Here is an 18,150-nt window from a genome sequence, read left to right as displayed (position 1 = left end):
GCATTGCGGTATCGAACTCCCCTCCCTTTCAGGGAGGGGGAATATAGGGAAATCGAATGCCGCTGATTGCTGTTCTGCCCGGCGACGGGATCGGGCCCGAAGTCACCACGCAAGCGCGCCGCGTGCTCGAAGCGCTCGATCTCGGGCTGCAGTTCGAGGAAGCGCCGGTCGGAGGCGCGGGCTATCTCGCTTCCGGGCGCCCGCTTCCGCCCGAGACGCTCGCGCTCGCCAAGCGCGCCAATGCCGTGCTGTTCGGTGCGATCGGCGATCCGCGCTTCGAGGCGCTGGACCGGCATCTGCGCCCCGAGGCGGCGCTGCTCGGCATCCGCCGCGAACTGGGGCTGTTCGCCAATATCCGCCCGGCGACCTTGTTCCCGGGACTCGAGGACGCATCGCCGCTCAAGCCCGAGATCGTCGCCAACCTCGACATCGTCATCGTCCGCGAGCTGACCGGCGACGTCTATTTCGGCGAGAAGGGCCGCCGCACCAACGTCGAGGGCCTGCGCCAGGGCTATGACGTGATGAACTACAACGAGGCCGAGGTAGAGCGCATCGTCACTGTCGGCTTCGAGATGGCCAAGCGGCGCAAGAAGAAGCTTTGCTCGGTCGACAAGGCGAACGTGCTCGAGACCTCGCAGCTGTGGCGTGACGTGGTCAACGAAATGAGCACGCAATATCCTGAAATCGAATTGACCCATATGTATGTCGATAATGCCGCCATGCAGCTCGTCCGGCGCCCCACCGAATTCGACGTGATCGTCACTGGCAATCTGTTCGGCGATATCCTGTCCGATCAGGCGAGCATGTGCGCGGGCTCGATCGGGATGCTGCCCTCGGCGTCGCTGCGGGCATGGAGCGGGGATAACGGCATGTACGAGCCGATCCACGGCAGCGCGCCCGACATCGCGGGGCAGGGCAAGGCCAATCCGTGCGCCGCGATCCTTTCCGCGGCGATGCTGCTGCGGCACAGCCTGACCGACGAAGCCTCGGCCCAGCGCATCGAGAAGGCCGTCGGCGCCGCGCTCGCCAAGGGTGCGCGGACCGCGGATCTCGGCGGCAGCCTGACCACGACCGAAATGGGTGACGCGGTTCTCCGGGAACTCGTGTGACGCCTGACCTGCTCGAACTCGCGGTCGTCATCCCGACGTTCAACGAGCGGGGCAATGTGCCCGTGCTGATCGCGAAGCTCGACCAGGCACTGGCAGGCCGCAACTGGGAAGCGATCTTCGTCGACGATGACAGCCCGGACGGCACCGCCGCGGCGGCGCGCGAGCTGGGTCGGGTCGACAAGCGCGTGCGGGTGATCCAGCGGATCGGCCGGCGCGGGCTTTCCTCGGCGTGCATCGAGGGGATGTGCGCGACTGCGGCGCCGTTCGTCGCCGTGATCGACGGCGATCTGCAGCATGACGAGACGATCCTCCCGGCGATGCTTGATGCGCTGGAGGGCGACGACACGCTCGAAGTGGTGGTCGGATCGCGCTTCGTCGATGGTGGCGGCACCGGGGAGTGGGACCGCGACCGCGTCGCCAAGTCGGCCTTCGCGACCAAGCTGTCGCGCCGCGTGCTCAAGGCCGATCTCAGCGACCCGATGAGCGGCTTCTTCATGATCCGCGCCGAGATCGTGCGCGGGCTGGTGCCTACCTTGTCAGGCATCGGGTTCAAGATCCTGCTCGATATCATGACCGCGGCGCCGCACCCGCTCAAGTTCCGCGAGCTGCCCTACACCTTCCGCATCCGCACCGAAGGCGAGAGCAAGCTCGATCACGTCGTCGCGATGGAATATCTGATCGCGCTGTACGATCGGATGTTCGGCAAGGTCGTGCCGGTACGCTTCGCGATGTTCTCGGCGATCGGGGCGCTGGGGGCGGCGGTGCATTTCGTGGTGCTCGGCGCGCTGTTCCGCGGGCTTGACTGGCCATTCGTCACCGGCACCATCGTCGCCACGATCGTCGCGATGACGTTCAACTTCTTCCTCAACAACACGCTGACGTATCGCGAGCAGCGGCTGAAGGGCGCGCGCGAACTGATCGGCGGATGGGTGAGTTTCTGCCTGGTTTGCGCGGTGGGCGCGGCGGCGAACGTCGGCGTGTCGGCATTCCTGCACAACGTCCAGCACGGCGACTGGCGCATATCGGCGTTGGCGGGGATCGCAGTGGCCGCGGTGTGGAATTTCGCGCTGTCGTCGCGCTTCACCTGGGGACGCTACTAATCTCCTCACCCTCAGGGAGAGGGAGCAAAGTCACCGCCAGCTGTTGAACCACATCCAATAGGCGAAGCCCTGGCTGTTCTGCAGCGGCGAGGCAGCGAGGATCGGGTAGAAATAGGCGAAGGCGACCAGCGCCGCGAACACGAACCATTCCTCGCGCCCCTTGCCCCGCCCGCGGTCGAAATGATGGAACGCCGCCGCCAGCACCAGGCACAGGAAGATGCCCGAGAGGTGGTAGTAATAATAGAATCCCAGCGACTTGGGGATCACGACATAGATGCCGAGGCTGGCGATCCAGACCAGCGCCAGCGCCAAGGGCCGGTGCGCCTTTTCGCGGAATCCGGCCCACAGGCAGGCGAGCACGCCGACCAGACCGCCCCACATGATCACCGGATTGCCGATCAGCAGCACGCCGCGCTGGGCGCCATCGTCCCATTCATAGAAATACCAGATCGGCCGGAGCATCAGCGGCCAGCTCCACCAGTCGGACTGATAGGTGTGCGGTGCGAGCACCTGAGTCTGGAGCGCGTACATCTCCTGCTGAAGCAGGATAAGCCCGGCGAGGCTGAGCGGATCGCGCGCATAGAAGAAGGCGGGGAAGAAGGTCGCGAAATAGGTGAGGATGCTGACCGCCGCGAGCAGCAGAAGCGCCCGGGCGGTGTCGAGGCCGGGCCAGTGCGGCTGTTCGCGGCGCTCGAACGCCCAGGCCAGCGGGCGTTTGGCGCGCCGCGCGTCGCGCACGCGGATCACCACTAAGGTGAGGCCGGCCAGCGCGACATAGGGGATCGCCGCCCATTTGGTGCCCACCGCAATGCCAAACAGCATCGCGGCGCCGATCAAGCGGCGCTTCACTTGCCCCGGCGTCCCGCGCATCGCCCAGAGCATCACCACCATCGCCCAGAGCAAAAAGGCACCCAGAAACACGTCGAGCATCGCGGTGCGCGCCTGGACATACACCGTCTGGTTGAGCGCAACGAGGACCGCGCCGACCAGCGCGGCGCGCATCGAGCCCAGCAGCAGCCAGACGAACGCGAAGGCGGCGAGCACGGTGGCGGTGCCGGCAAGGGAAGTGGCGGCGCGCCAGCCGATCGGATTGTCGCCGAACACCAGGATCCCCGCGGCGATCAGCTCCTTGCCGACCAGCGGATGCTCGATGTTGCGCGGGCCTTCGAGATCGAGCAGCGCATGCGCGGCGGGAACATAATGCACCTCGTCGAACAGGATCCGGCTCGGCCGGTCGAGATGCACGCTGAACAGCAGCTGCGCGGCGAGGCCCAGCAGCAGCGCGACGAGATAGGGGCGGGTCTGGAGAGCCTTGAGGCGGGAGAGCATGCGCAAGGGATAGCTTGAAGCTCCCCTCCCTGAAAGGGACGGGAGTGCGAAGGGGAGAAGTGGTTGACGCGGGCGGTCCGTGCCCTGCAAAGCGAAACCATGAAACGTCGTACCGGACAGGACCGCAGCGTCACGCGCAACTGGAAGCCCGCAACCCAGGCGATCCGCGGCGGCACGATGCGATCGGAATTCGGCGAGACCAGCGAAGCGCTCTTCCTCTCCTCGGGCTATGCCTATGACTGCGCGGGCGATGCCGCGGCGCGGTTCGCCGGCGAGCAGGACGGTATGACCTATTCGCGCCTCCAGAACCCGACGGTGCAGATGCTCGAGGAGCGGATTGCGCTGCTCGAAGGCGCCGAGGCGTGCCGGACGATGGCGTCGGGGATGGCGGCGATGACCGCGGCTTTGCTCTGCCAGCTCGAAACCGGCGATCATCTGGTCGGCGGCCGCGCCGCTTTCGGATCGTGCCGCTGGCTGACCGACACGCTGCTGCCCAAGTTCGGCATCGAGACGACGATCGTCGATGCGCGCGATCCGCAGCAGTTCGAGGACGCGATCCGGCCGAACACCAAGGTCTTCTTCTTCGAGACCCCGGCCAACCCGACGATGGACGTAGTCGATCTCGAAGCAGTGTGCGGCATCGCCAGGGCCCGCGGCATCACCACCGTGGTCGACAATGCCTTTGCCACCCCCGCGCTCCAGCGCCCCCTGGAATTCGGCGCCGACGTCGTTGCCTATTCGGCGACCAAGATGATGGACGGGCAGGGGCGCGTGCTCGCCGGCGCAGTGACCGGCAGCGAGGACTTCATCAACAACACGCTGCTGCCCTTCACGCGCAACACCGGCCCGACGCTGAGCCCGTTCAATGCCTGGGTGGTGCTCAAGGGGCTGGAGACGCTCGACCTGCGCATCCGCCGCCAGAGCGAGAACGCCCTCAAGGTCGGCCGCTTCCTCGAGGGCCGGGTGCCGAAGATCAATTTCCCGGCGCTGCCCAGCCATCCCCAGCACAATCTGTTCATGCGCCAGATGGGCGCCGCGGGCCCGATCTTCTCGCTCGAAGTGGAAGGCCGCACCCAGGCGCACGCCCTGCTCGATGCGCTGGAGCTGATCGATATCTCGAACAATATCGGCGACTCGCGCTCGCTGATGACGCATCCGTCCTCGACCACCCATTCGGGCGTGGCCGAGGAGAAGCGGATCGAGATGGGCGTGACCGAGGGCATGCTGCGGCTGAATGTCGGGCTGGAAGATCCCGAGGATCTGATCGCCGATCTCGACCAGGCATTGCGGCGCGCCGGCTTGTGATGAAGGCGCTGTTCACGGACGAGGCCGAGACGCGCGGCATCGTCGTGCGCGTCTCCGTTTCCTATCTGCCCGAACAGTCCGAGCCGCAGCGCGGCTGCTGGTTCTGGGCCTATCATATCCGCATCGAGAATACCGGGCCGTTCACCGTCCAGCTGCTCACCCGCCATTGGGTGATCACCGACGGGCGCGGGGCGCGGCATTCGGTGGAAGGCGAAGGCGTGGTCGGCGAGCAGCCGATGATCGAGCCGGGCGCGAGCTTCGACTATGTCTCGGGCTGCCCGCTGTCGACGCCGACGGGCAACATGCTGGGCACCTATCACATGATCGGCGAGGACGGGACGGCGTTCGACGTGGCGATTCCGAAATTCACGCTAATCGCACCGGCGGTGACGGGATGAGCGGGCAACAGGCATTCTCCCTCCCCTGCCAGGGAGGGGATCAAGAGGTGGGTTTCGGCGGTCGGGATGACTGGCGTGGGAACGGCGCGGCTTTGCCGCGCACCCACAGCCAGGCCCTCCCTTTCAGGGAGGGGAGCAAGTGAAGAGGACCCATCTTCCCCTCAATGGCCTGCGCGTTCTCGATGCCGCCGCCCGCCACCTTTCCTTCACCCGTGCCGCGGACGAACTCGCGGTGACGCCGGCCGCTGTCGGCCAGCAGATCCGCGCGCTGGAGGATACGCTGGGCGTCGTCCTGTTCCGTCGCACGACCAAGGGGCTGGAGCTGACTCCCGAGGCCGAGGCGGGGCTGGTCGCACTGCGGGCCGGCTTCCTCCAGTTCGAGGAATCGGTGCGCGCGATGCAGGCCGGGCAATCGTCCAAGTCGCTGACCATCGCCGCGCCGCGCGACCTCTCCGCCAAATGGCTGATGGCCAAGCTCGCCGAAATCGCCCGGGGCGACGGCGAACTGCGCTTCATGCTGGTGCCCGCCGACGAGGCGCTCGACTTCACCGAGGCCAATCTCGACCTGGCGATCCGCTGGGGCGAGGGCCCCGGCGAGCATGAGGGCGAGGCGCTGGAGAGCGACGGAATGGTCACGGTCGAGCGGCCCGGCGGCGGCATCGACACGCCAATCGCCTGGACGGGATGCCTGGCCGAGGATGCCGGATCTTTGGTCCGCGTCGCCGATGCCGGGCTCGCGCTCGATGCCGCCGCTGAGGGGCTGGGGCGTGCGACGGTGCCCGAGCTTATCGCGCGCGCCGATCTGGCATCGGGACGCGTAGTCGCAGTGGGCGAGCCCAAATCGTCGCGGCTCGGCTATTGGCTGGTCGCGCCGCTGCCGCAATGGCGCCAGAAGAAGGTTAAGACATTGGTCGAGGCGCTGGGCGAGTGACGCCGCGCGATACGCCGGTGCTCGAGAGCACGCGGCTGCGGCTGCGACCGAGCGTGGCCGCGGACGTCGAGGCGCTCCATCCCGCTTATACCGATACGGAGATGATGCGCTGGTGGTCGCATCCCGCGCACAGCTCGATCGAGCAGACGCGCGCCGACCTGGCGTCGCGCGGCCCGGGATGGCGGCGCTGGATGATTACGCTGAAGGACGAGGATCGCGCGGTCGGCTTCGTCGCGGCGGGCGAGAAGCGACAGGGCAATGTCAGCGAGATCGGCTATCTGCTGCGCCGCGAATATTGGGGCAGCGGAATCGCCGCCGAGGCAGTGGCGTGCGTGATCGACCAGGTCTTTGCCGAGGGGCAGCGCCGCGTGTTCGCCGATACCGATCCCGACAATGCCGCGTCGCGACGGCTGCTCGAGCGGCTGGGTTTCCAGCTGGAGGGCGTGCTGCGCGGCGAATGGGAAACCCATATCGGCGTGCGCGATACCACGCTGTACGGCCTGCTCCGCGAGGAATGGCATGGCGGCGCCTGACCTCAAGGATCCCGCCCAGCGCGCGGCCTATCACAAGGAATTGCGCGGCGTGGCGGTGCGGCTGCGGCGCGCGGGGATCGGCGTGGCGCTGGCGGGCGCGCTGCTGGTGCTTCTCCATCGCAAGGGCGTCGAGGCTGTGCCGTTATCGCTGGGCGTCGGCGTGCTCGGGATCGGCGTGCTGGTGACGATCGCGGCGCTGTCGACGCGGGCGGCGTATCACCGGCTGCGGATGCGGAGCTAGGGCGCGGCGAGTTCGGCGAAGCGGGTGATGAGGCTGGCGAAGCGGGTTTCCTCGACTGCCCGCGCGGTGTCGTTCCAGCTGCTGGTCAGGACATACCAGTCGCCGCGCTTTGCCTGGAGCAGCAGCGTCATGTTCATCACGCCGGTCTCCGATCCGCCCTTGTAGCCGATCCATTGCCACTTGCCGGCGGCGGCGGGCGGTATGCCGGGATTCTTCGACAGGATCGCGCGGGCCTCGGCGCCCTTGGCGCCTTCGGTATTGCGGCGGAGCCAGTCCATCATGCGGACCAGATCGGCGGGCGAGAAGAACCATTCGACCTGGTCGATCATCGCGGGCGCGCGGCCCTCGGGCGGGGCGGGGGGAAGCGCGATCAGCGGGATGCGGGCAAGCTCGCCGGCGAGCAACGCGCGCTTGCCCGCATCGTCGAGCGCGAAATAGCGGCGCGCATAGCTGCCATCGGTGAGATATTTGAGCTTGAACGCCTCCAGCGTCGCGAGGAACGGGCGATTGCGCGCCGGGTCGCGCACGCCGAGCACGGGCAGCATCGCCTCGACCTTGTCGCGGCCCAGCGTGTGCAGCAGGATATCGGTGGCGCTGTTGTCGCTGACCGCAATCATCTTTTCGGCAAGCTCGGCCAGGCTGACCTGCGTGCCTTTGGGCCGGCCGAAATAGGCGCCGCCGGGGAGATGGCTGCCATCCAGCGTCGCCATGTCGGACCATGTGCGTTCGCCAGCACTGGTGGCGCGGACCAGTTCGGCGAGGATGACCAGCTTGAACGCCGAGCCGACGGCGAGCGGCGTATCCGCCTGATGGGCTTCGAGGAGCGTGGGGCCGTCGGGACCCAGCCGGGCCAGCGCATAGCCGGTGGTGCCGTGCAGCTGCCTCAGCGCTTCGGTCGTCGCCGCAAGCGTGGTTTCGCGCGCGCCGACATCGCGAATCAGCAGCGCCGAGACGCGGTGCGGGGCGTTGGGCTCGACGGCGATCTGGAGCGTCGCGGTCGCGTCGCGATAGGCGATCCGCACGGTCGCCGAATGCGAGGTATCCGCGACGATGGTCTCGACGCCGTGCACCGGTCCGTTGGCGGCGAGCAATTGCGCGATGATCGCGTCGAGCTTGGCCTTGGGGACGTTCGCTTGGAAGCCGGCGGCGAACAGGTCCGCATAATCCCCCTTGCCCGCAAGGAGCGAGACCAGCTCGCGGATGCGCGCTTGCAGGGCAGGGGAAGCTTCGACGGTGGCGGGCAGCGGCGGTGTCTGCGCGGCGAGCGGCATGGTCAGGCCGAGCAACGCTATCGGGAGCAGGAAGCGGCGCATATCGGTGCTTTGCTGCGTGCCGCCGGGCCGATCACGGATTGCCGCCGGGCGGCTTGCGCGCGGGTGCATCGTTGGTCAGGTCCAGCGACGAGATGCGGCCGCTCGCCGCGCGCTCGCGGATGCGCGAGCGGGTCGGGCGGTAGGTGTCGTAGACCATCGTGAAGCGTTCGACGCGTGCCATCCCGTCCGAGCCCGCGGCGAGCGCAAGCGGCGCATAGCGGCGCTGAGCCAGATTCTCGCGCACCTTGGCGGGCCAGGATCCCTGGAAATCGGGCGATTCGCGCAGCGTCTCGACGTCGTTCACGGTGCCGTCGGCCGCAATCCGGTAGCGCACGTCGATCCATTCGGGCGCCTTGTTGATGTTGCGGCCGACATCGAAGCGGCCGCCTTCGTGGCCGGGCGCGCGGTCGATGCGCAGCGGCGGGGCGAAGACCAGCACCGGGCGATCGAGCTTGTCGTCGCGAAAGGCGGCGAGCGCGGTATCGATCGCGGCAGGGTCGCCTCGCTCGGAGGCGAGGCGAGCGCGCAGCAGCCGCGCGGCGAGGCGGAACTCGGCGAGCTCGGGCTCGCGGGTCTGCTCCAGCGCCTTGATCCGCTGCTCGGTGGCGTCGCGATAGGCCGAGTTCGAATAGCTGACTGCGCCGTAGATCATCGCCTCGCGCAGCATGGCGAAGCCGGTCACCCTGGGCAGGCCGGCCTTGCGGCCCTGCTTGGCGACCTTGCGATACACATCCACCGCGGCCTTGAACCGCCCGCGCTTGCCGAACTGGTCGCCGACCGCCAGCCGCTGCATCAGCACGCGCGAATCGCCCTTGTCGAGCCCGGCCTTGAGCGCGTCGAGCGCGTCGATCTGGAGCGTGCGCGCGACGTCGGGATAGCCGGTATGATCGCTGAGCCGGCCATAGGCGCGCGTGAGATCGGCGACTTCGACCGGGAAGGCCGCGGCATGGCGCGCGTTGCGGCCCCGCGCGGCGCCCAGCGTCCTGCGCGCCTCGGCATAGTCGCCCGCGACGAACTGGTTCTCGGCATGCGCGAGGCTGGCGTCGATATCCTCGTTGGGCGGGCAACGCCGCGCGAGGCAGTCCTTCAGATCGGCTTCGGTTTTCGACAAAGGCGTGCCGGTGACGACGATCGTCTGGTCCGAGCGGGCTTCGTCCTGCGCGCTCGCCGGAACGGCGGCCAGCGTCACGAACACGGCGAACGCGCCACGAAAAAGCATATCGGTTTTCCTCACACGCCAGGCCGGATCGAAGGCCCTGCAAGTCACCCGGATGCTATCATCTGCGGCTTGCCGAGCAAAGACGGATCAGGCGTCGATGACTTCTTCGTCGAGCCGCGCTGCATTCTCCTGGATGAAGGCGAAGCGGTGGGCGGGATTGGTGCCCATAAGCCGGTCGACCAGGTCCTTCACGCCTGCGCGTTCCTCATATTCCTGCGGCAAGGTGACGCGCAGCAGCCCGCGCGTGGCGGGATCCATCGTCGTTTCCTTGAGCTGGTTTGGGTTCATCTCGCCCAGACCCTTGAAGCGGCTGACTTCGACCTTCTTGCCCTTGAACGCCGTCTTCTCGATCTCCAGCCGATGCGCGTCGTCCCGGGCGTACAGGCTCTTCGACCCGACGGTCAGGCGATAGAGCGGCGGCTGGGCGAGGTAGAGATGCCCCTGGCGGACGAGGTCGGGCATTTCCTGGAAGAAGAAGGTCATCAGCAGCGTGGCGATGTGCGCGCCGTCGACATCGGCGTCGGTCATGATGATGATCCGCTCGTAGCGCAGATTCTCGGGCGCGCAGTCCTTCCGCGTGCCGCAACCCATCGCCAGGATCAGATCGGCGATTTCCTGGTTGGCGAGGATCTTGGCCGACGTGGCCGAGGCGACGTTGAGGATCTTGCCGCGAATGGGAAGGATTGCCTGGGTCTTGCGGTTGCGCGCCTGCTTGGCCGAGCCGCCGGCCGAATCGCCCTCGACGATGAACAGCTCGGTGCCCTCGGGGCTGTCCGCGGCGCAATCGGTGAGCTTGCCGGGCAGGCGAAGCTTGCGCGACGACGTCGCGGTCTTGCGCTTGACCTCGCGCTCCTGCTTGCGGCGCAGGCGCTCGTCCATCCGGTCGATGACATAGGAGAGCAGCGCCTTGCCGCGGTCCATATGGTCCGAGAGGAAATGGTCGAAATGGTCGCGCACTGCCTTTTCGACGAGGCCGGTGGCCTCGGGCGAGGTCAGCCGGTCCTTGGTCTGCGACTGGAATTGCGGCTCGCGGATGAACACCGACAGCATCAGCTCGGAGCCGACCATCACGTCGTCCGCCGTGATGTCCTTGGCCTTTTTCTGGCCGATCAGATCGCCGAACGCGCGGATGCCGCGGGTGAGCGCCTGGCGCAGGCCCTGTTCGTGGGTGCCGCCGTCGGGCGTGGGGATGGTGTTGCAATACCAGCTGTAGCTGCCGTCGCTCCACAACGGCCAGGCGACGGCCCATTCGACGCGGCCCTGATTCTCGCCCGGGAAATCCTGCTGCCCGGTGAAAAATTCGGACGTCGCGCATTCGCGGCTCGCGATCTGCTCCTTGAGGTGGTCGCCCAGGCCTCCGGGGAACTGGAACACCGCTTCGGGCGGGGTCTCGTCCGCAATCAGCGCGGCGTCGCATTTCCAGCGGATCTCGACGCCGGCGAACAGATAGGCCTTGGAGCGCGCCAGCTTGTAGAGCCGCGCGGGCTTGAACAGCATTTCGCCGAAAATCTCGACATCGGGAGTGAACGCCACCGAGGTCCCGCGCCGGTTGGGCGTGCCGCCGAGATGTTCGAGCGGCCCGAGCGTCTGGCCCTGGCTGAAGCGCTGGCGATAGAGCTGCTTGTCGCGCGCCACTTCGATGACGGTATCGACCGACAGCGCATTGACAACGCTGATGCCGACCCCGTGCAGGCCGCCGCTGGTGGCATAGGCCTTGCCGGAGAATTTGCCGCCTGAATGGAGCATCGAGAGGATCACTTCGAGCGCCGATTTGTCGGGGAATTTGGGGTGCGGATCGATCGGCATGCCGCGGCCATTGTCGGTGATCGTCAGCCGGTTGCCTTGCTCCAGCGTGATTTCGATGCGGTTGGCATGGCCCGCCACCGCTTCGTCCATCGCATTGTCGAGCACTTCGGCAGCGAGATGGTGGAGCGCGCGCTCGTCGGTCCCGCCGATATACATGCCCGGGCGGCGCCGGACCGGCTCGAGCCCCTCGAGCACTTCGATCGAGGAGGCGTCATAGGTGCCGGAGGGAACGCCCGGCGCGGCAAACAGGTCTTCGGACATGGTATCAGCTATGGCCTGCGGAAGGGGGGCGGGCAAGGGCGCGGCGCGACGGCCATCGGCGGGCGCGGCGGGCCGGCGGGCTTCGGTAACAAAATGTTGCAATGCGACGAACGGAGGAAAGGACGCGAGTTCCGAGAGTTACCACTGTCCAGTATCGTAAACCGGAGTTCTCCATGTATCTGCGTACACTGCTCAGCGCTTCCGCGCTGACCCTTTCCGTTGCCGCCATGCCTGCGCTTGCGCAGGATGCCGAGTTCAACGGCCCCTATGTCGGCGGATCGCTCGGCCTTTCGATTCCCGGCAAGCAGGGCGGCGAGCGAATCGAGTTCGACCGCGACCTCAACGGCAGCTTTGGCGACACCGTGGTGACTGCGCCGCCGGCGAACGCCGACGCCTTCGCGCCCGGCTTCTGCAACGGCGCGGCCACTTCGGCCACGCGCACCGGCTGCCGCGACGACGGCAATCGTACCCAATATGCCGCGCGCCTCGGCTGGGACATCCAGTCGGGCAATTTCGTGATCGGCGCCGTCGGCGAGATCGGCCGCAACGAACTGCGCGACAGCGTCACGGCCTATAGCACGACGCCCGCCAGCTACACGATGACGCGCGAGATCGACTGGAACGCCGGGCTGCGCCTGCGCGCGGGCTATGCGCTGGGCGGCCGGACATTGATCTACGGCACCGGCGGCGGCGCCTATGCCAAGATCGACAACAGCTTCGCGACGACCAACACCGCCAACAGCTTCACGGCGAGCGACAAGTCCGACGCCTGGGGCTGGGCGGCCGGCGGCGGCATCGAGCAGAAGGTCGGTTCGAACTTCTCGGTCGGCGTGGAATATCTCTACACCCGCTATAACGACGACGATGCCCGCGTTCGTGTCGGCGCCGGCACGGCCCCGGCTTCCAACCCGTTCCTGCTCGCGGGTGCAGGCGGCACCGATTTCCGCCGTAGCGACACCAGCTTCGACCATCACGGCGTGCGCGCGACCGCCGCATACCGCTTCTAACCGATCGGGCATTGCCCGGGTGCGCGGCCGGCGGAGCGCTCCGCCGGCCGTGTTCGCATGCGGCAAGCGCGTCAGGCTGAAACCCTGCCCGACTGCCGCGCAGAGCGTGCGCGCCGCTGCGGGCGGCCTGCGCGGAGCGCGGCGAATTCGCGCATCTCGCTCAAGATACTGCCGATGCTGCGCGCTTCGGGAGCACGGGGCTCGCCGAGGTTCGACCATTCGCCGGGCTGTACATACATGGCAAATCTCCTAGCGCCCTTCCTACCATCAGGAAGCGCACAAGAAAAGAACAAAAAGAGAACTTTGTGGTTCCATGCGCGCCAGGGGTTCGATGCCGGAGCCAAAGGCGGCGGGCGACGTTGGGGCCGGCATGATCGCACTGCTCCTGGACCTGGCCAACATCCTCGGCGGCTTCCTGCTCGCCATCGCGCTGCTCGCGCAATCGCCGCGTATCGGCGACGATCTCGCGCGCTTTGCAGGCAGGCTCGCGCCGTTCGCCTGGATCGTCGGTATCGTCGCGCTGGCGACCGGCGGCTATTATCTGATCGTCCACCTGACCAGCGGGCCGCACGTCTTCCACTTCGAAATCGTCGCGATCGGCGTCGGTCTCGCACTGCTGTGGGACCGGCTCACCGGCCAGCCCGCCGAGCAGAGCGGCACCACCGGCAAGGGGCTTATACTCGCAATCTTCGGGATTATCGCGATCCTTGTCGGACTGCAGGGACTGTTTACGCCGGACGGTTGAAACCCGCTCGCCTCATCGGCTGAGCGCGCCATCGAGCGCTTCGAGGAAGCGCTCCGAATCCTCGACCTGCGGCGAATGACCGAGCCCGTCGAGCCGCACCAGCCGCGCGTCGGGGAACGCCTTTACCGCGGTTTCGGCCGCCTGTGGCACGGTGCGGATATTGGCGCGGATCGCCTCGGGCGCGGTGTTGGCGCGGAAGGCGGTGTTGTCGGTCTGGCCGATGATCAAGGTGGTCGTCGTGCGTACCCGGCCTAGCTCGGCGGCGACCGGCTGGGTCTGGATCATGTCCGAGAGGCGGGCCTGTGCCTCGCGCACGGTGTCGCCGCGCTTACTCGCATATTGGCCGGCCAGCATCGCCACCCAGTGGTCATAGGCGGGGCGCCACTGGCCGTTGTAATAGTTACGCTGCTGATAGGTCTTGATCGACGCGGCGTTGGTCTTGGCTTCTTCGGCGCGCAGCCCGTCGAGCGGAGTATAGGGCACGCCCTCGGCCAGCGTGTCGTTGAGCCCCAGCGGGTTGACCAGGACGAGCTTGGATACGCGATCAGGATGGAGCAGCGCGAAGCGCGTTGCCAGCACCCCGCCGGTCGAATGGCCGACAAGCACGATCTTGCCGGGCGCGCCGGCCTGGTCGAGCAGATGCGCGGTCAGTGTGGCGAGCGCGTGGAAGCTGTATTGATAGCCCGCCGGCTTGGATGATTTGCAGAAGCCGATCTGGTCGGGCGCAACCACGCGGTAGCCGCGTGCGACGAGCCCGCGGATCGTGTCGCCCCAGGTCGCGGCGCAGAAATTCTTGCCGTGGAGCAGCACGATCGTGGCGCGGGGTTCGGCGTTCGGGCGGACGTCGAGATACGCCATCCGCACCGGCGCGCCCTGCGAGCGGGTCTCGAACCATTGGACCGGATAGGGATAGTCGAAGCGCTCGAGATCGGCGCCATAGTCGGGTGTCTGCGCGAATGCGGCGAGCGGCGAGCCCAGCAGCGCCAGGGCCAATCCAATGCGCAACATTCGCGTCTCCCACTATCACCGACGCCCCAAAAGCGATCGCCCCGGAAACGGGTTCCGGGGCGATGCGAACTTCAGGACTGGATCAGCGAACCCGCGGGCCGCCGAACGGCAGCGGCGGCGGCGGCCGGCGATCGCGGCGCGGAAGCTGCGCCTGATAGGCGTGGCCGCAATGCGCGACACAATAGGGGAAGCCCGGGTTCACTTTGTCGCCACAGAAGTGGAAGTCGGGCTCGCCGGGATGGCCGAGCGGCCATTTGCAGATGCGGTCGTTGAGATCGAGCAGCCCGGTCTTGCCTGCGATCGCCTCGCTCGGCTTGGCCGGAACCAGACGGCGCGGCGGTGCCGGGGTGATCGGTGCGGACTGTTCGCCCGGGTTCTGGCGGAGAAAGCCGCCGGGGCCGACGGAGCGGAGCACAGGTGCGGGTGTGTCCGGCTTGGCATCCGCTGCGGGCGCGGCGTCGCTATCCGAAGGCTCGGCCGGCGCGGCGGGCGCGCGCGGCGGGGCGGCGGCTACCGGGGGCTTGGGCGGCGGTGGCGGTGCGGCAGGCGCGGCGGGCTTGGGCGCAGCCGGCTCGGTTGCCGCGGCGGCCGCCTTGGGTTCGTTGGGCTTGACCGGCGACGGGCGCGACTGGAGACCCAGCCGGTGCGCCTTGCCGATCACGGCATTGCGCGACACGCCGCCGAGCTCCTCGGCGATCTGGGTGGCGGTCAGGCCGCTGTCCCACATCTTCTTCAGCGTATCGATACGCTCTTCGGTCCAGCTCACGTCACTTCCTTCAACTTGCGGGCGGCGCGGGCAGCGTTTACGCGAACACGCGATGAGCAGCCACCCCGAAACCGGTCATACCCTCCCCGAGCCCGGCGTTCCGGTGATTCGCAACGTGAACTGGGGGGGATTGCGTACGCTCTATATCAAGGAGGTGCGGCGTTTCTTCAAGGTGCAGCTCCAGACGATCTGGGCACCGGCAGTCACGACGCTGCTGTTTCTGGTGATCTTCACCGTCGCATTGGGTGGCGGCGGACGCACGGTCGAGCTGCAGGGGCATCCGATTCACTTCGCCGATTTCATCGCGCCGGGGCTGATCGTGATGGGAATGCTGCAGAACGCCTTCGCCAATTCGAGCTTCTCGCTGCTCGTCGGCAAGATCCAGGGGACGATCGTCGATTACCTGATGCCGCCGCTTTCGACCGGCGAGCTGCTCGCCGGGCTGTGCGGCGGGGCAGTGACGCGGGCATTCTGCGTCGGCGCGGCGGTGTGGCTGGCGATGCTGCTGTGGCCGGGCGTCGATGTCACGCCGCGGCATTTCTGGGCGATCCTGTGGTTCGGCTTCCTCGGCGCGCTGTTCCTGTCGCTGCTCGGGGTGCTGACATCGATCTGGGCGGAGAAGTTCGATCATGCCGCGGCGGTGAGCAACTTCGTCGTCGCGCCGCTGTCGTTGCTGTCGGGCACCTTCTACTCGGTCGACAAGCTGTCGCCCGTGTTCCAGACGATCAGTCACCTCAACCCGTTCTTCTACATCATTTCGGGCTTCCGCTACGGCTTCCTCGGCGTCGCCGATTCGCCGATCCTGACCGGCAGCCTGATCATCCTGGCGATCGATATGGTGCTCGGGCTGGTCTGCTACCTGCTGCTGCGCAACGGCTGGAATTTGAAGAACTAGTCCAGACTGTCGGCGACCTTGCGCAGCGCGGCTGCGGGGTCGTCTTCGATCGGGTCGCCATGGCTGACGATGATCCGCTTGAGGTCGGGGATCGCCGCCCAGTCGCGGAGCTGCGCTGCCAGCGCCCTGGAATCGCCGATCATCATCCGCCTGACGATCCGCGGCACGCGCGGGCCGTGGACGCCGAAGCCCATCAGCCGCGCCATGATCCACGCGCCGATCCCGTGCGGATGGCGGACATGGCCGATCACATCGTTGAGGATCAGGTTGGTGCCGTCGGGGCGGTGCACCTGCAGTGCAAATTCGTCGAGCCGGGCACCGGCGATCTTGGCAAAGACGATTGCGGGATCGCCGATGATGTCCACCGTCGCATCGACCGGCACGGCCTGCGCCACTTGGTCGCGGGCGCTGGGCGGGGCGAGCACCTTCATGTCGGGGTAGCGCTGCTTCCAGATCCGGCTATCGAGCCGGTGCGCCTGGTTGGGGACGATCAGGAAGCGCGGGCGCCCCAGGGCCTCGATCCGCGCCATCTCGGGCTCGCGCAGCGCGATCGCGCTCCAGATCGCCGTGCCGCCGTCTTCCAGTGCGATCACCGTCATCCGCCGCGGGAAGCGCCCGAGTGGCATCACGATCTCGCCGGTGACCGTCAGCAGGCCCTCGTCGAGTTCAACCAGCGGGCCGTGGGGGCCGACTTGCCATTTTTCCAGTATCGCGGGCATCGCTCTCTCCGTGGGACCAAACCCATGGCGGCGGCGAAACGATCCCGGCCCATGCGGCGCTGGCATGGCCCACCGCCAAAGGATTATTGACGCCGGTGTGGCGCTGCCCCTAAACACCCGCTCCGGGCGGTCCGGTTGGCCGCCCTTTTGCGTTTCTGGAGCTCCACCCAGCTTTTTCGACCAAGGAGGATTGTACCAATGCCTATCACCCCGCTGATGCCCGTTTACCCGCGGTGCGGCGTGCGGCCGGTGCGAGGCGAGGGCGTCTACCTCTATGGCGAGCGTGGCGAGCAGTATCTCGACTTTGCCGCGGGGATCGCCGTCAATGCGCTGGGCCATGGCCATCCGCATCTGACCGCGAAGCTGCAGGAGCAGGTCGCGACGCTGATGCACGTCAGCAACCTTTATGGCAGCCCCCAGGGCGAGGCGCTGGCGCAGCGCATCGTGGACAACAGCTTTGCCGACACGGTGTTCTTCACCAATTCGGGGGTCGAGGCAGTCGAGTGCGCGATCAAGACCGCGCGCCGCTATCATTATGTCAACGGCAACCCGCAGCGCCACAAGCTGATCACGTTCAAGAACGCCTTTCACGGCCGTTCGATCGGCGCGATCTCGGCGACCGACCAGCCCAAGATGCGCGACGGCTTCGAGCCGCTGCTGCCGGGCTTTGCCTATGCGAAGTTCAACGATCTCGAAGCCGCGCTGGCGCTGATCGACGACGAGACCGCCGGCTTCCTGGTCGAGACCGTGCAGGGCGAAGGCGGGATGACCGCGGGCACTCCCGAATTCATCCAGGGCCTGCGCAAGGCGTGCGACGAGCACGGCCTGCTGCTGGTGCTCGACGAGATCCAGTGCGGCTACGGCCGCACCGGCAAGATGTGGGCCTATGAGCATTACGGCATTACCCCAGACATCCTGACCGCGGCCAAGGGCATCGGCGGCGGCTTCCCGCTCGGCGCGTGCCTGGCAACCGAGGAAGCGGCCAAGGGCATGGTGGTCGGCACGCACGGCTCCACCTATGGCGGCAATCCGCTGGCGATGGCGGCGGGGCAGGCGGTGCTGGACGTGATGACCGAGGACGGTTTCCTCGAGAATGTCGTCACGATGGGCGAGCGTCTCCGCCAGGCGTTCGAGCAGCTGATCCCCAACCACGATCATTTGTTCGAGGAGATCCGCGGCAAGGGGCTGATGCTCGGCATCAAGATGAAGGACCCGGCAGTATCGCGCGATTTCGTGGCGCATCTGCGCGACAATCACGGGCTGCTCACCGTCGCGGCGGGCGAGAACGTGTTCCGCGTACTGCCGCCGCTGATCATCGACGAGAGCCACATCGCCGAGTGCGTCGAGCGGCTGAGCGCAGGTGCGCGCAGCTTCGCGCCGCCGAGCGATGACTAGAATTGTTGTGTTCCTCCCTCGCGAAGCGGGGGAGGGGGACCATGCGCAGCATGGTGGAGGGGGCGTAGCC

General features: G+C 67.2%; 18 protein-coding genes. 11 read left to right on the top strand and 7 right to left on the bottom strand.

Features of this window, described 5'->3' with window-relative positions; genetic code table 11:
- Positions 1 to 56: 56 nt before the first annotated feature.
- Both leuB and BXU08_RS09475 read left to right on the top strand, forming a co-directional pair.
- Entirely contained in the window at positions 57 to 1,109 is a 1,053-nt protein-coding gene (gene leuB, locus BXU08_RS09480; protein WP_077509841.1) for a 3-isopropylmalate dehydrogenase, read from the top strand.
- Positions 1,106 to 2,209: a glycosyltransferase family 2 protein gene (locus tag BXU08_RS09475; protein ID WP_077509840.1), complete on the top strand. Its 1,104-nt coding sequence runs from the start codon at positions 1,106 to 1,108 to the stop codon at positions 2,207 to 2,209. The genes leuB and BXU08_RS09475 overlap by 4 nt, the downstream gene beginning before the upstream one ends.
- Positions 2,210 to 2,239: 30 nt before the next feature.
- Here BXU08_RS09475 and BXU08_RS09470 read toward each other — a convergent pair whose 3' ends face one another.
- A complete protein-coding gene (locus BXU08_RS09470) occupies positions 2,240 to 3,538 on the bottom strand; it encodes a phospholipid carrier-dependent glycosyltransferase (RefSeq protein ID WP_077509839.1) in 1,299 nt (432 codons plus the stop codon).
- Positions 3,539 to 3,637: 99 nt separating this feature from the next.
- On the opposite strand from BXU08_RS09470, the gene BXU08_RS09465 reads away from it, so the two are divergent.
- The 5 genes from BXU08_RS09465 (at position 3,638) to BXU08_RS09445 (ending at position 6,946) form a co-directional block, all read left to right on the top strand.
- Positions 3,638 to 4,843, top strand: a complete 1,206-nt coding sequence (locus BXU08_RS09465) for a PLP-dependent aspartate aminotransferase family protein (RefSeq protein WP_077509838.1) — start codon at positions 3,638 to 3,640, stop codon at positions 4,841 to 4,843.
- On the top strand, positions 4,843 to 5,241 hold the full coding sequence (gene apaG, locus BXU08_RS09460) for a Co2+/Mg2+ efflux protein ApaG (RefSeq protein WP_077509837.1): 399 nt from the start codon (positions 4,843 to 4,845) through the stop codon (positions 5,239 to 5,241). Before BXU08_RS09465 ends, apaG begins: the two co-directional genes overlap by 1 nt.
- Positions 5,242 to 5,380: 139 nt before the next feature.
- A complete protein-coding gene (locus BXU08_RS09455; RefSeq protein WP_077509836.1) occupies positions 5,381 to 6,172 on the top strand; it encodes a LysR family transcriptional regulator in 792 nt (263 codons plus the stop codon).
- The gene (locus BXU08_RS09450; RefSeq protein WP_077509835.1) at positions 6,169 to 6,705 is read left to right on the top strand and encodes a GNAT family N-acetyltransferase; all 537 of its coding nucleotides are present in this window, start codon (positions 6,169 to 6,171) and stop codon (positions 6,703 to 6,705) included. Before BXU08_RS09455 ends, BXU08_RS09450 begins: the two co-directional genes overlap by 4 nt.
- On the top strand, positions 6,692 to 6,946 hold the full coding sequence (locus BXU08_RS09445; protein ID WP_077509834.1) for a hypothetical protein: 255 nt from the start codon (positions 6,692 to 6,694) through the stop codon (positions 6,944 to 6,946). Before BXU08_RS09450 ends, BXU08_RS09445 begins: the two co-directional genes overlap by 14 nt.
- On the opposite strand, the gene BXU08_RS09440 is transcribed toward BXU08_RS09445, so the two are convergent.
- The 3 genes from BXU08_RS09440 to parE all read right to left on the bottom strand — a co-directional run bounded on the left by BXU08_RS09440 (position 6,943) and on the right by parE (position 11,545).
- The gene (locus BXU08_RS09440; RefSeq protein WP_077512214.1) at positions 6,943 to 8,259 is read right to left on the bottom strand and encodes a serine hydrolase; all 1,317 of its coding nucleotides are present in this window, start codon (positions 8,257 to 8,259) and stop codon (positions 6,943 to 6,945) included. The two genes, BXU08_RS09445 and BXU08_RS09440, sit on opposite strands and share 4 nt — an antisense overlap.
- A gap of 31 nt (positions 8,260 to 8,290) precedes the next feature.
- The gene (locus tag BXU08_RS09435) at positions 8,291 to 9,478 is read right to left on the bottom strand and encodes a hypothetical protein (RefSeq protein ID WP_077509833.1); all 1,188 of its coding nucleotides are present in this window, start codon (positions 9,476 to 9,478) and stop codon (positions 8,291 to 8,293) included.
- Positions 9,479 to 9,565: 87 nt separating this feature from the next.
- The gene (gene parE / locus BXU08_RS09430) at positions 9,566 to 11,545 is read right to left on the bottom strand and encodes a DNA topoisomerase IV subunit B (protein ID WP_077509832.1); all 1,980 of its coding nucleotides are present in this window, start codon (positions 11,543 to 11,545) and stop codon (positions 9,566 to 9,568) included.
- A gap of 173 nt (positions 11,546 to 11,718) precedes the next feature.
- Here parE and BXU08_RS09425 point away from each other — a divergent pair, with 173 nt between their 5' ends.
- The gene (locus BXU08_RS09425) at positions 11,719 to 12,552 is read left to right on the top strand and encodes an outer membrane protein (protein ID WP_077509831.1); all 834 of its coding nucleotides are present in this window, start codon (positions 11,719 to 11,721) and stop codon (positions 12,550 to 12,552) included.
- Positions 12,553 to 12,922: 370 nt separating this feature from the next.
- Positions 12,923 to 13,297 (top strand): hypothetical protein, encoded by a 375-nt coding sequence (locus BXU08_RS09420; protein WP_077512212.1) that lies wholly within the window; start codon positions 12,923 to 12,925, stop codon positions 13,295 to 13,297.
- Between the two features lie 12 nt (positions 13,298 to 13,309).
- On the opposite strand, the gene BXU08_RS09415 is transcribed toward BXU08_RS09420, so the two are convergent.
- Together BXU08_RS09415 and BXU08_RS09410 are read right to left on the bottom strand one after the other, a co-directional pair.
- Positions 13,310 to 14,305: an alpha/beta fold hydrolase gene (locus tag BXU08_RS09415; RefSeq protein WP_077509830.1), complete on the bottom strand. Its 996-nt coding sequence runs from the start codon at positions 14,303 to 14,305 to the stop codon at positions 13,310 to 13,312.
- Positions 14,306 to 14,387: 82 nt separating this feature from the next.
- Positions 14,388 to 15,071 (bottom strand): GcrA family cell cycle regulator, encoded by a 684-nt coding sequence (locus BXU08_RS09410; RefSeq protein ID WP_077509829.1) that lies wholly within the window; start codon positions 15,069 to 15,071, stop codon positions 14,388 to 14,390.
- 52 nt (positions 15,072 to 15,123) lie between these two features.
- Between BXU08_RS09410 and BXU08_RS09405 the strand changes: the two genes are divergently transcribed.
- Positions 15,124 to 15,966, top strand: coding sequence for an ABC transporter permease (locus BXU08_RS09405; RefSeq protein ID WP_077509828.1), 843 nt, complete (start codon positions 15,124 to 15,126; stop codon positions 15,964 to 15,966).
- On the opposite strand, the gene BXU08_RS09400 is transcribed toward BXU08_RS09405, so the two are convergent.
- Positions 15,963 to 16,685 carry a hypothetical protein gene (locus BXU08_RS09400; RefSeq protein ID WP_077509827.1) on the bottom strand — a complete coding sequence of 241 codons (723 nt, stop codon included), beginning with the start codon at positions 16,683 to 16,685 and terminating at the stop codon, positions 15,963 to 15,965. The genes BXU08_RS09405 and BXU08_RS09400 overlap by 4 nt on opposite strands.
- Positions 16,686 to 16,883: 198 nt before the next feature.
- On the opposite strand from BXU08_RS09400, the gene BXU08_RS09395 reads away from it, so the two are divergent.
- Positions 16,884 to 18,080, top strand: a complete 1,197-nt coding sequence (locus BXU08_RS09395; protein WP_077509826.1) for an aspartate aminotransferase family protein — start codon at positions 16,884 to 16,886, stop codon at positions 18,078 to 18,080.
- The last annotated feature ends 70 nt before the right edge of the window (positions 18,081 to 18,150 follow it).

This window comes from Sphingomonas sp. LM7 (assembly GCF_002002925.1).
Classification (GTDB): domain Bacteria; phylum Pseudomonadota; class Alphaproteobacteria; order Sphingomonadales; family Sphingomonadaceae; genus Sphingomonas.
The sequence above is the reverse complement of the archived record's forward strand: the minus strand, read 5'-3'. Positions and strand labels throughout refer to the sequence as shown.

Bases quoted from the DNA above. Each gene is read 5' to 3' on its own strand.
- apaG (WP_077509837.1), top strand. From the start codon at position 4,843: ATGAAGGCGCTGTTCACGGACGAGGCCGAGACGCGCGGCATCGTCGTG.
- BXU08_RS09405 (WP_077509828.1), top strand. From the start codon at position 15,124: ATGAGCAGCCACCCCGAAACCGGTCATACCCTCCCCGAGCCCGGCGTT.
- BXU08_RS09425 (WP_077509831.1), top strand. From the start codon at position 11,719: ATGTATCTGCGTACACTGCTCAGCGCTTCCGCGCTGACCCTTTCCGTT.
- BXU08_RS09395 (WP_077509826.1), top strand. From the start codon at position 16,884: ATGCCTATCACCCCGCTGATGCCCGTTTACCCGCGGTGCGGCGTGCGG.
- BXU08_RS09415 (WP_077509830.1), bottom strand. From the start codon at position 14,305: ATGTTGCGCATTGGATTGGCCCTGGCGCTGCTGGGCTCGCCGCTCGCC.
- BXU08_RS09435 (WP_077509833.1), bottom strand. From the start codon at position 9,478: ATGCTTTTTCGTGGCGCGTTCGCCGTGTTCGTGACGCTGGCCGCCGTT.
- BXU08_RS09440 (WP_077512214.1), bottom strand. From the start codon at position 8,259: ATGCGCCGCTTCCTGCTCCCGATAGCGTTGCTCGGCCTGACCATGCCG.
- leuB (WP_077509841.1), top strand. From the start codon at position 57: ATGCCGCTGATTGCTGTTCTGCCCGGCGACGGGATCGGGCCCGAAGTC.
- BXU08_RS09470 (WP_077509839.1), bottom strand. From the start codon at position 3,538: ATGCTCTCCCGCCTCAAGGCTCTCCAGACCCGCCCCTATCTCGTCGCG.
- BXU08_RS09420 (WP_077512212.1), top strand. From the start codon at position 12,923: ATGATCGCACTGCTCCTGGACCTGGCCAACATCCTCGGCGGCTTCCTG.
- parE (WP_077509832.1), bottom strand. From the start codon at position 11,545: ATGTCCGAAGACCTGTTTGCCGCGCCGGGCGTTCCCTCCGGCACCTAT.
- BXU08_RS09400 (WP_077509827.1), bottom strand. From the start codon at position 16,685: ATGCCCGCGATACTGGAAAAATGGCAAGTCGGCCCCCACGGCCCGCTG.
- BXU08_RS09465 (WP_077509838.1), top strand. From the start codon at position 3,638: ATGAAACGTCGTACCGGACAGGACCGCAGCGTCACGCGCAACTGGAAG.
- BXU08_RS09445 (WP_077509834.1), top strand. From the start codon at position 6,692: ATGGCGGCGCCTGACCTCAAGGATCCCGCCCAGCGCGCGGCCTATCAC.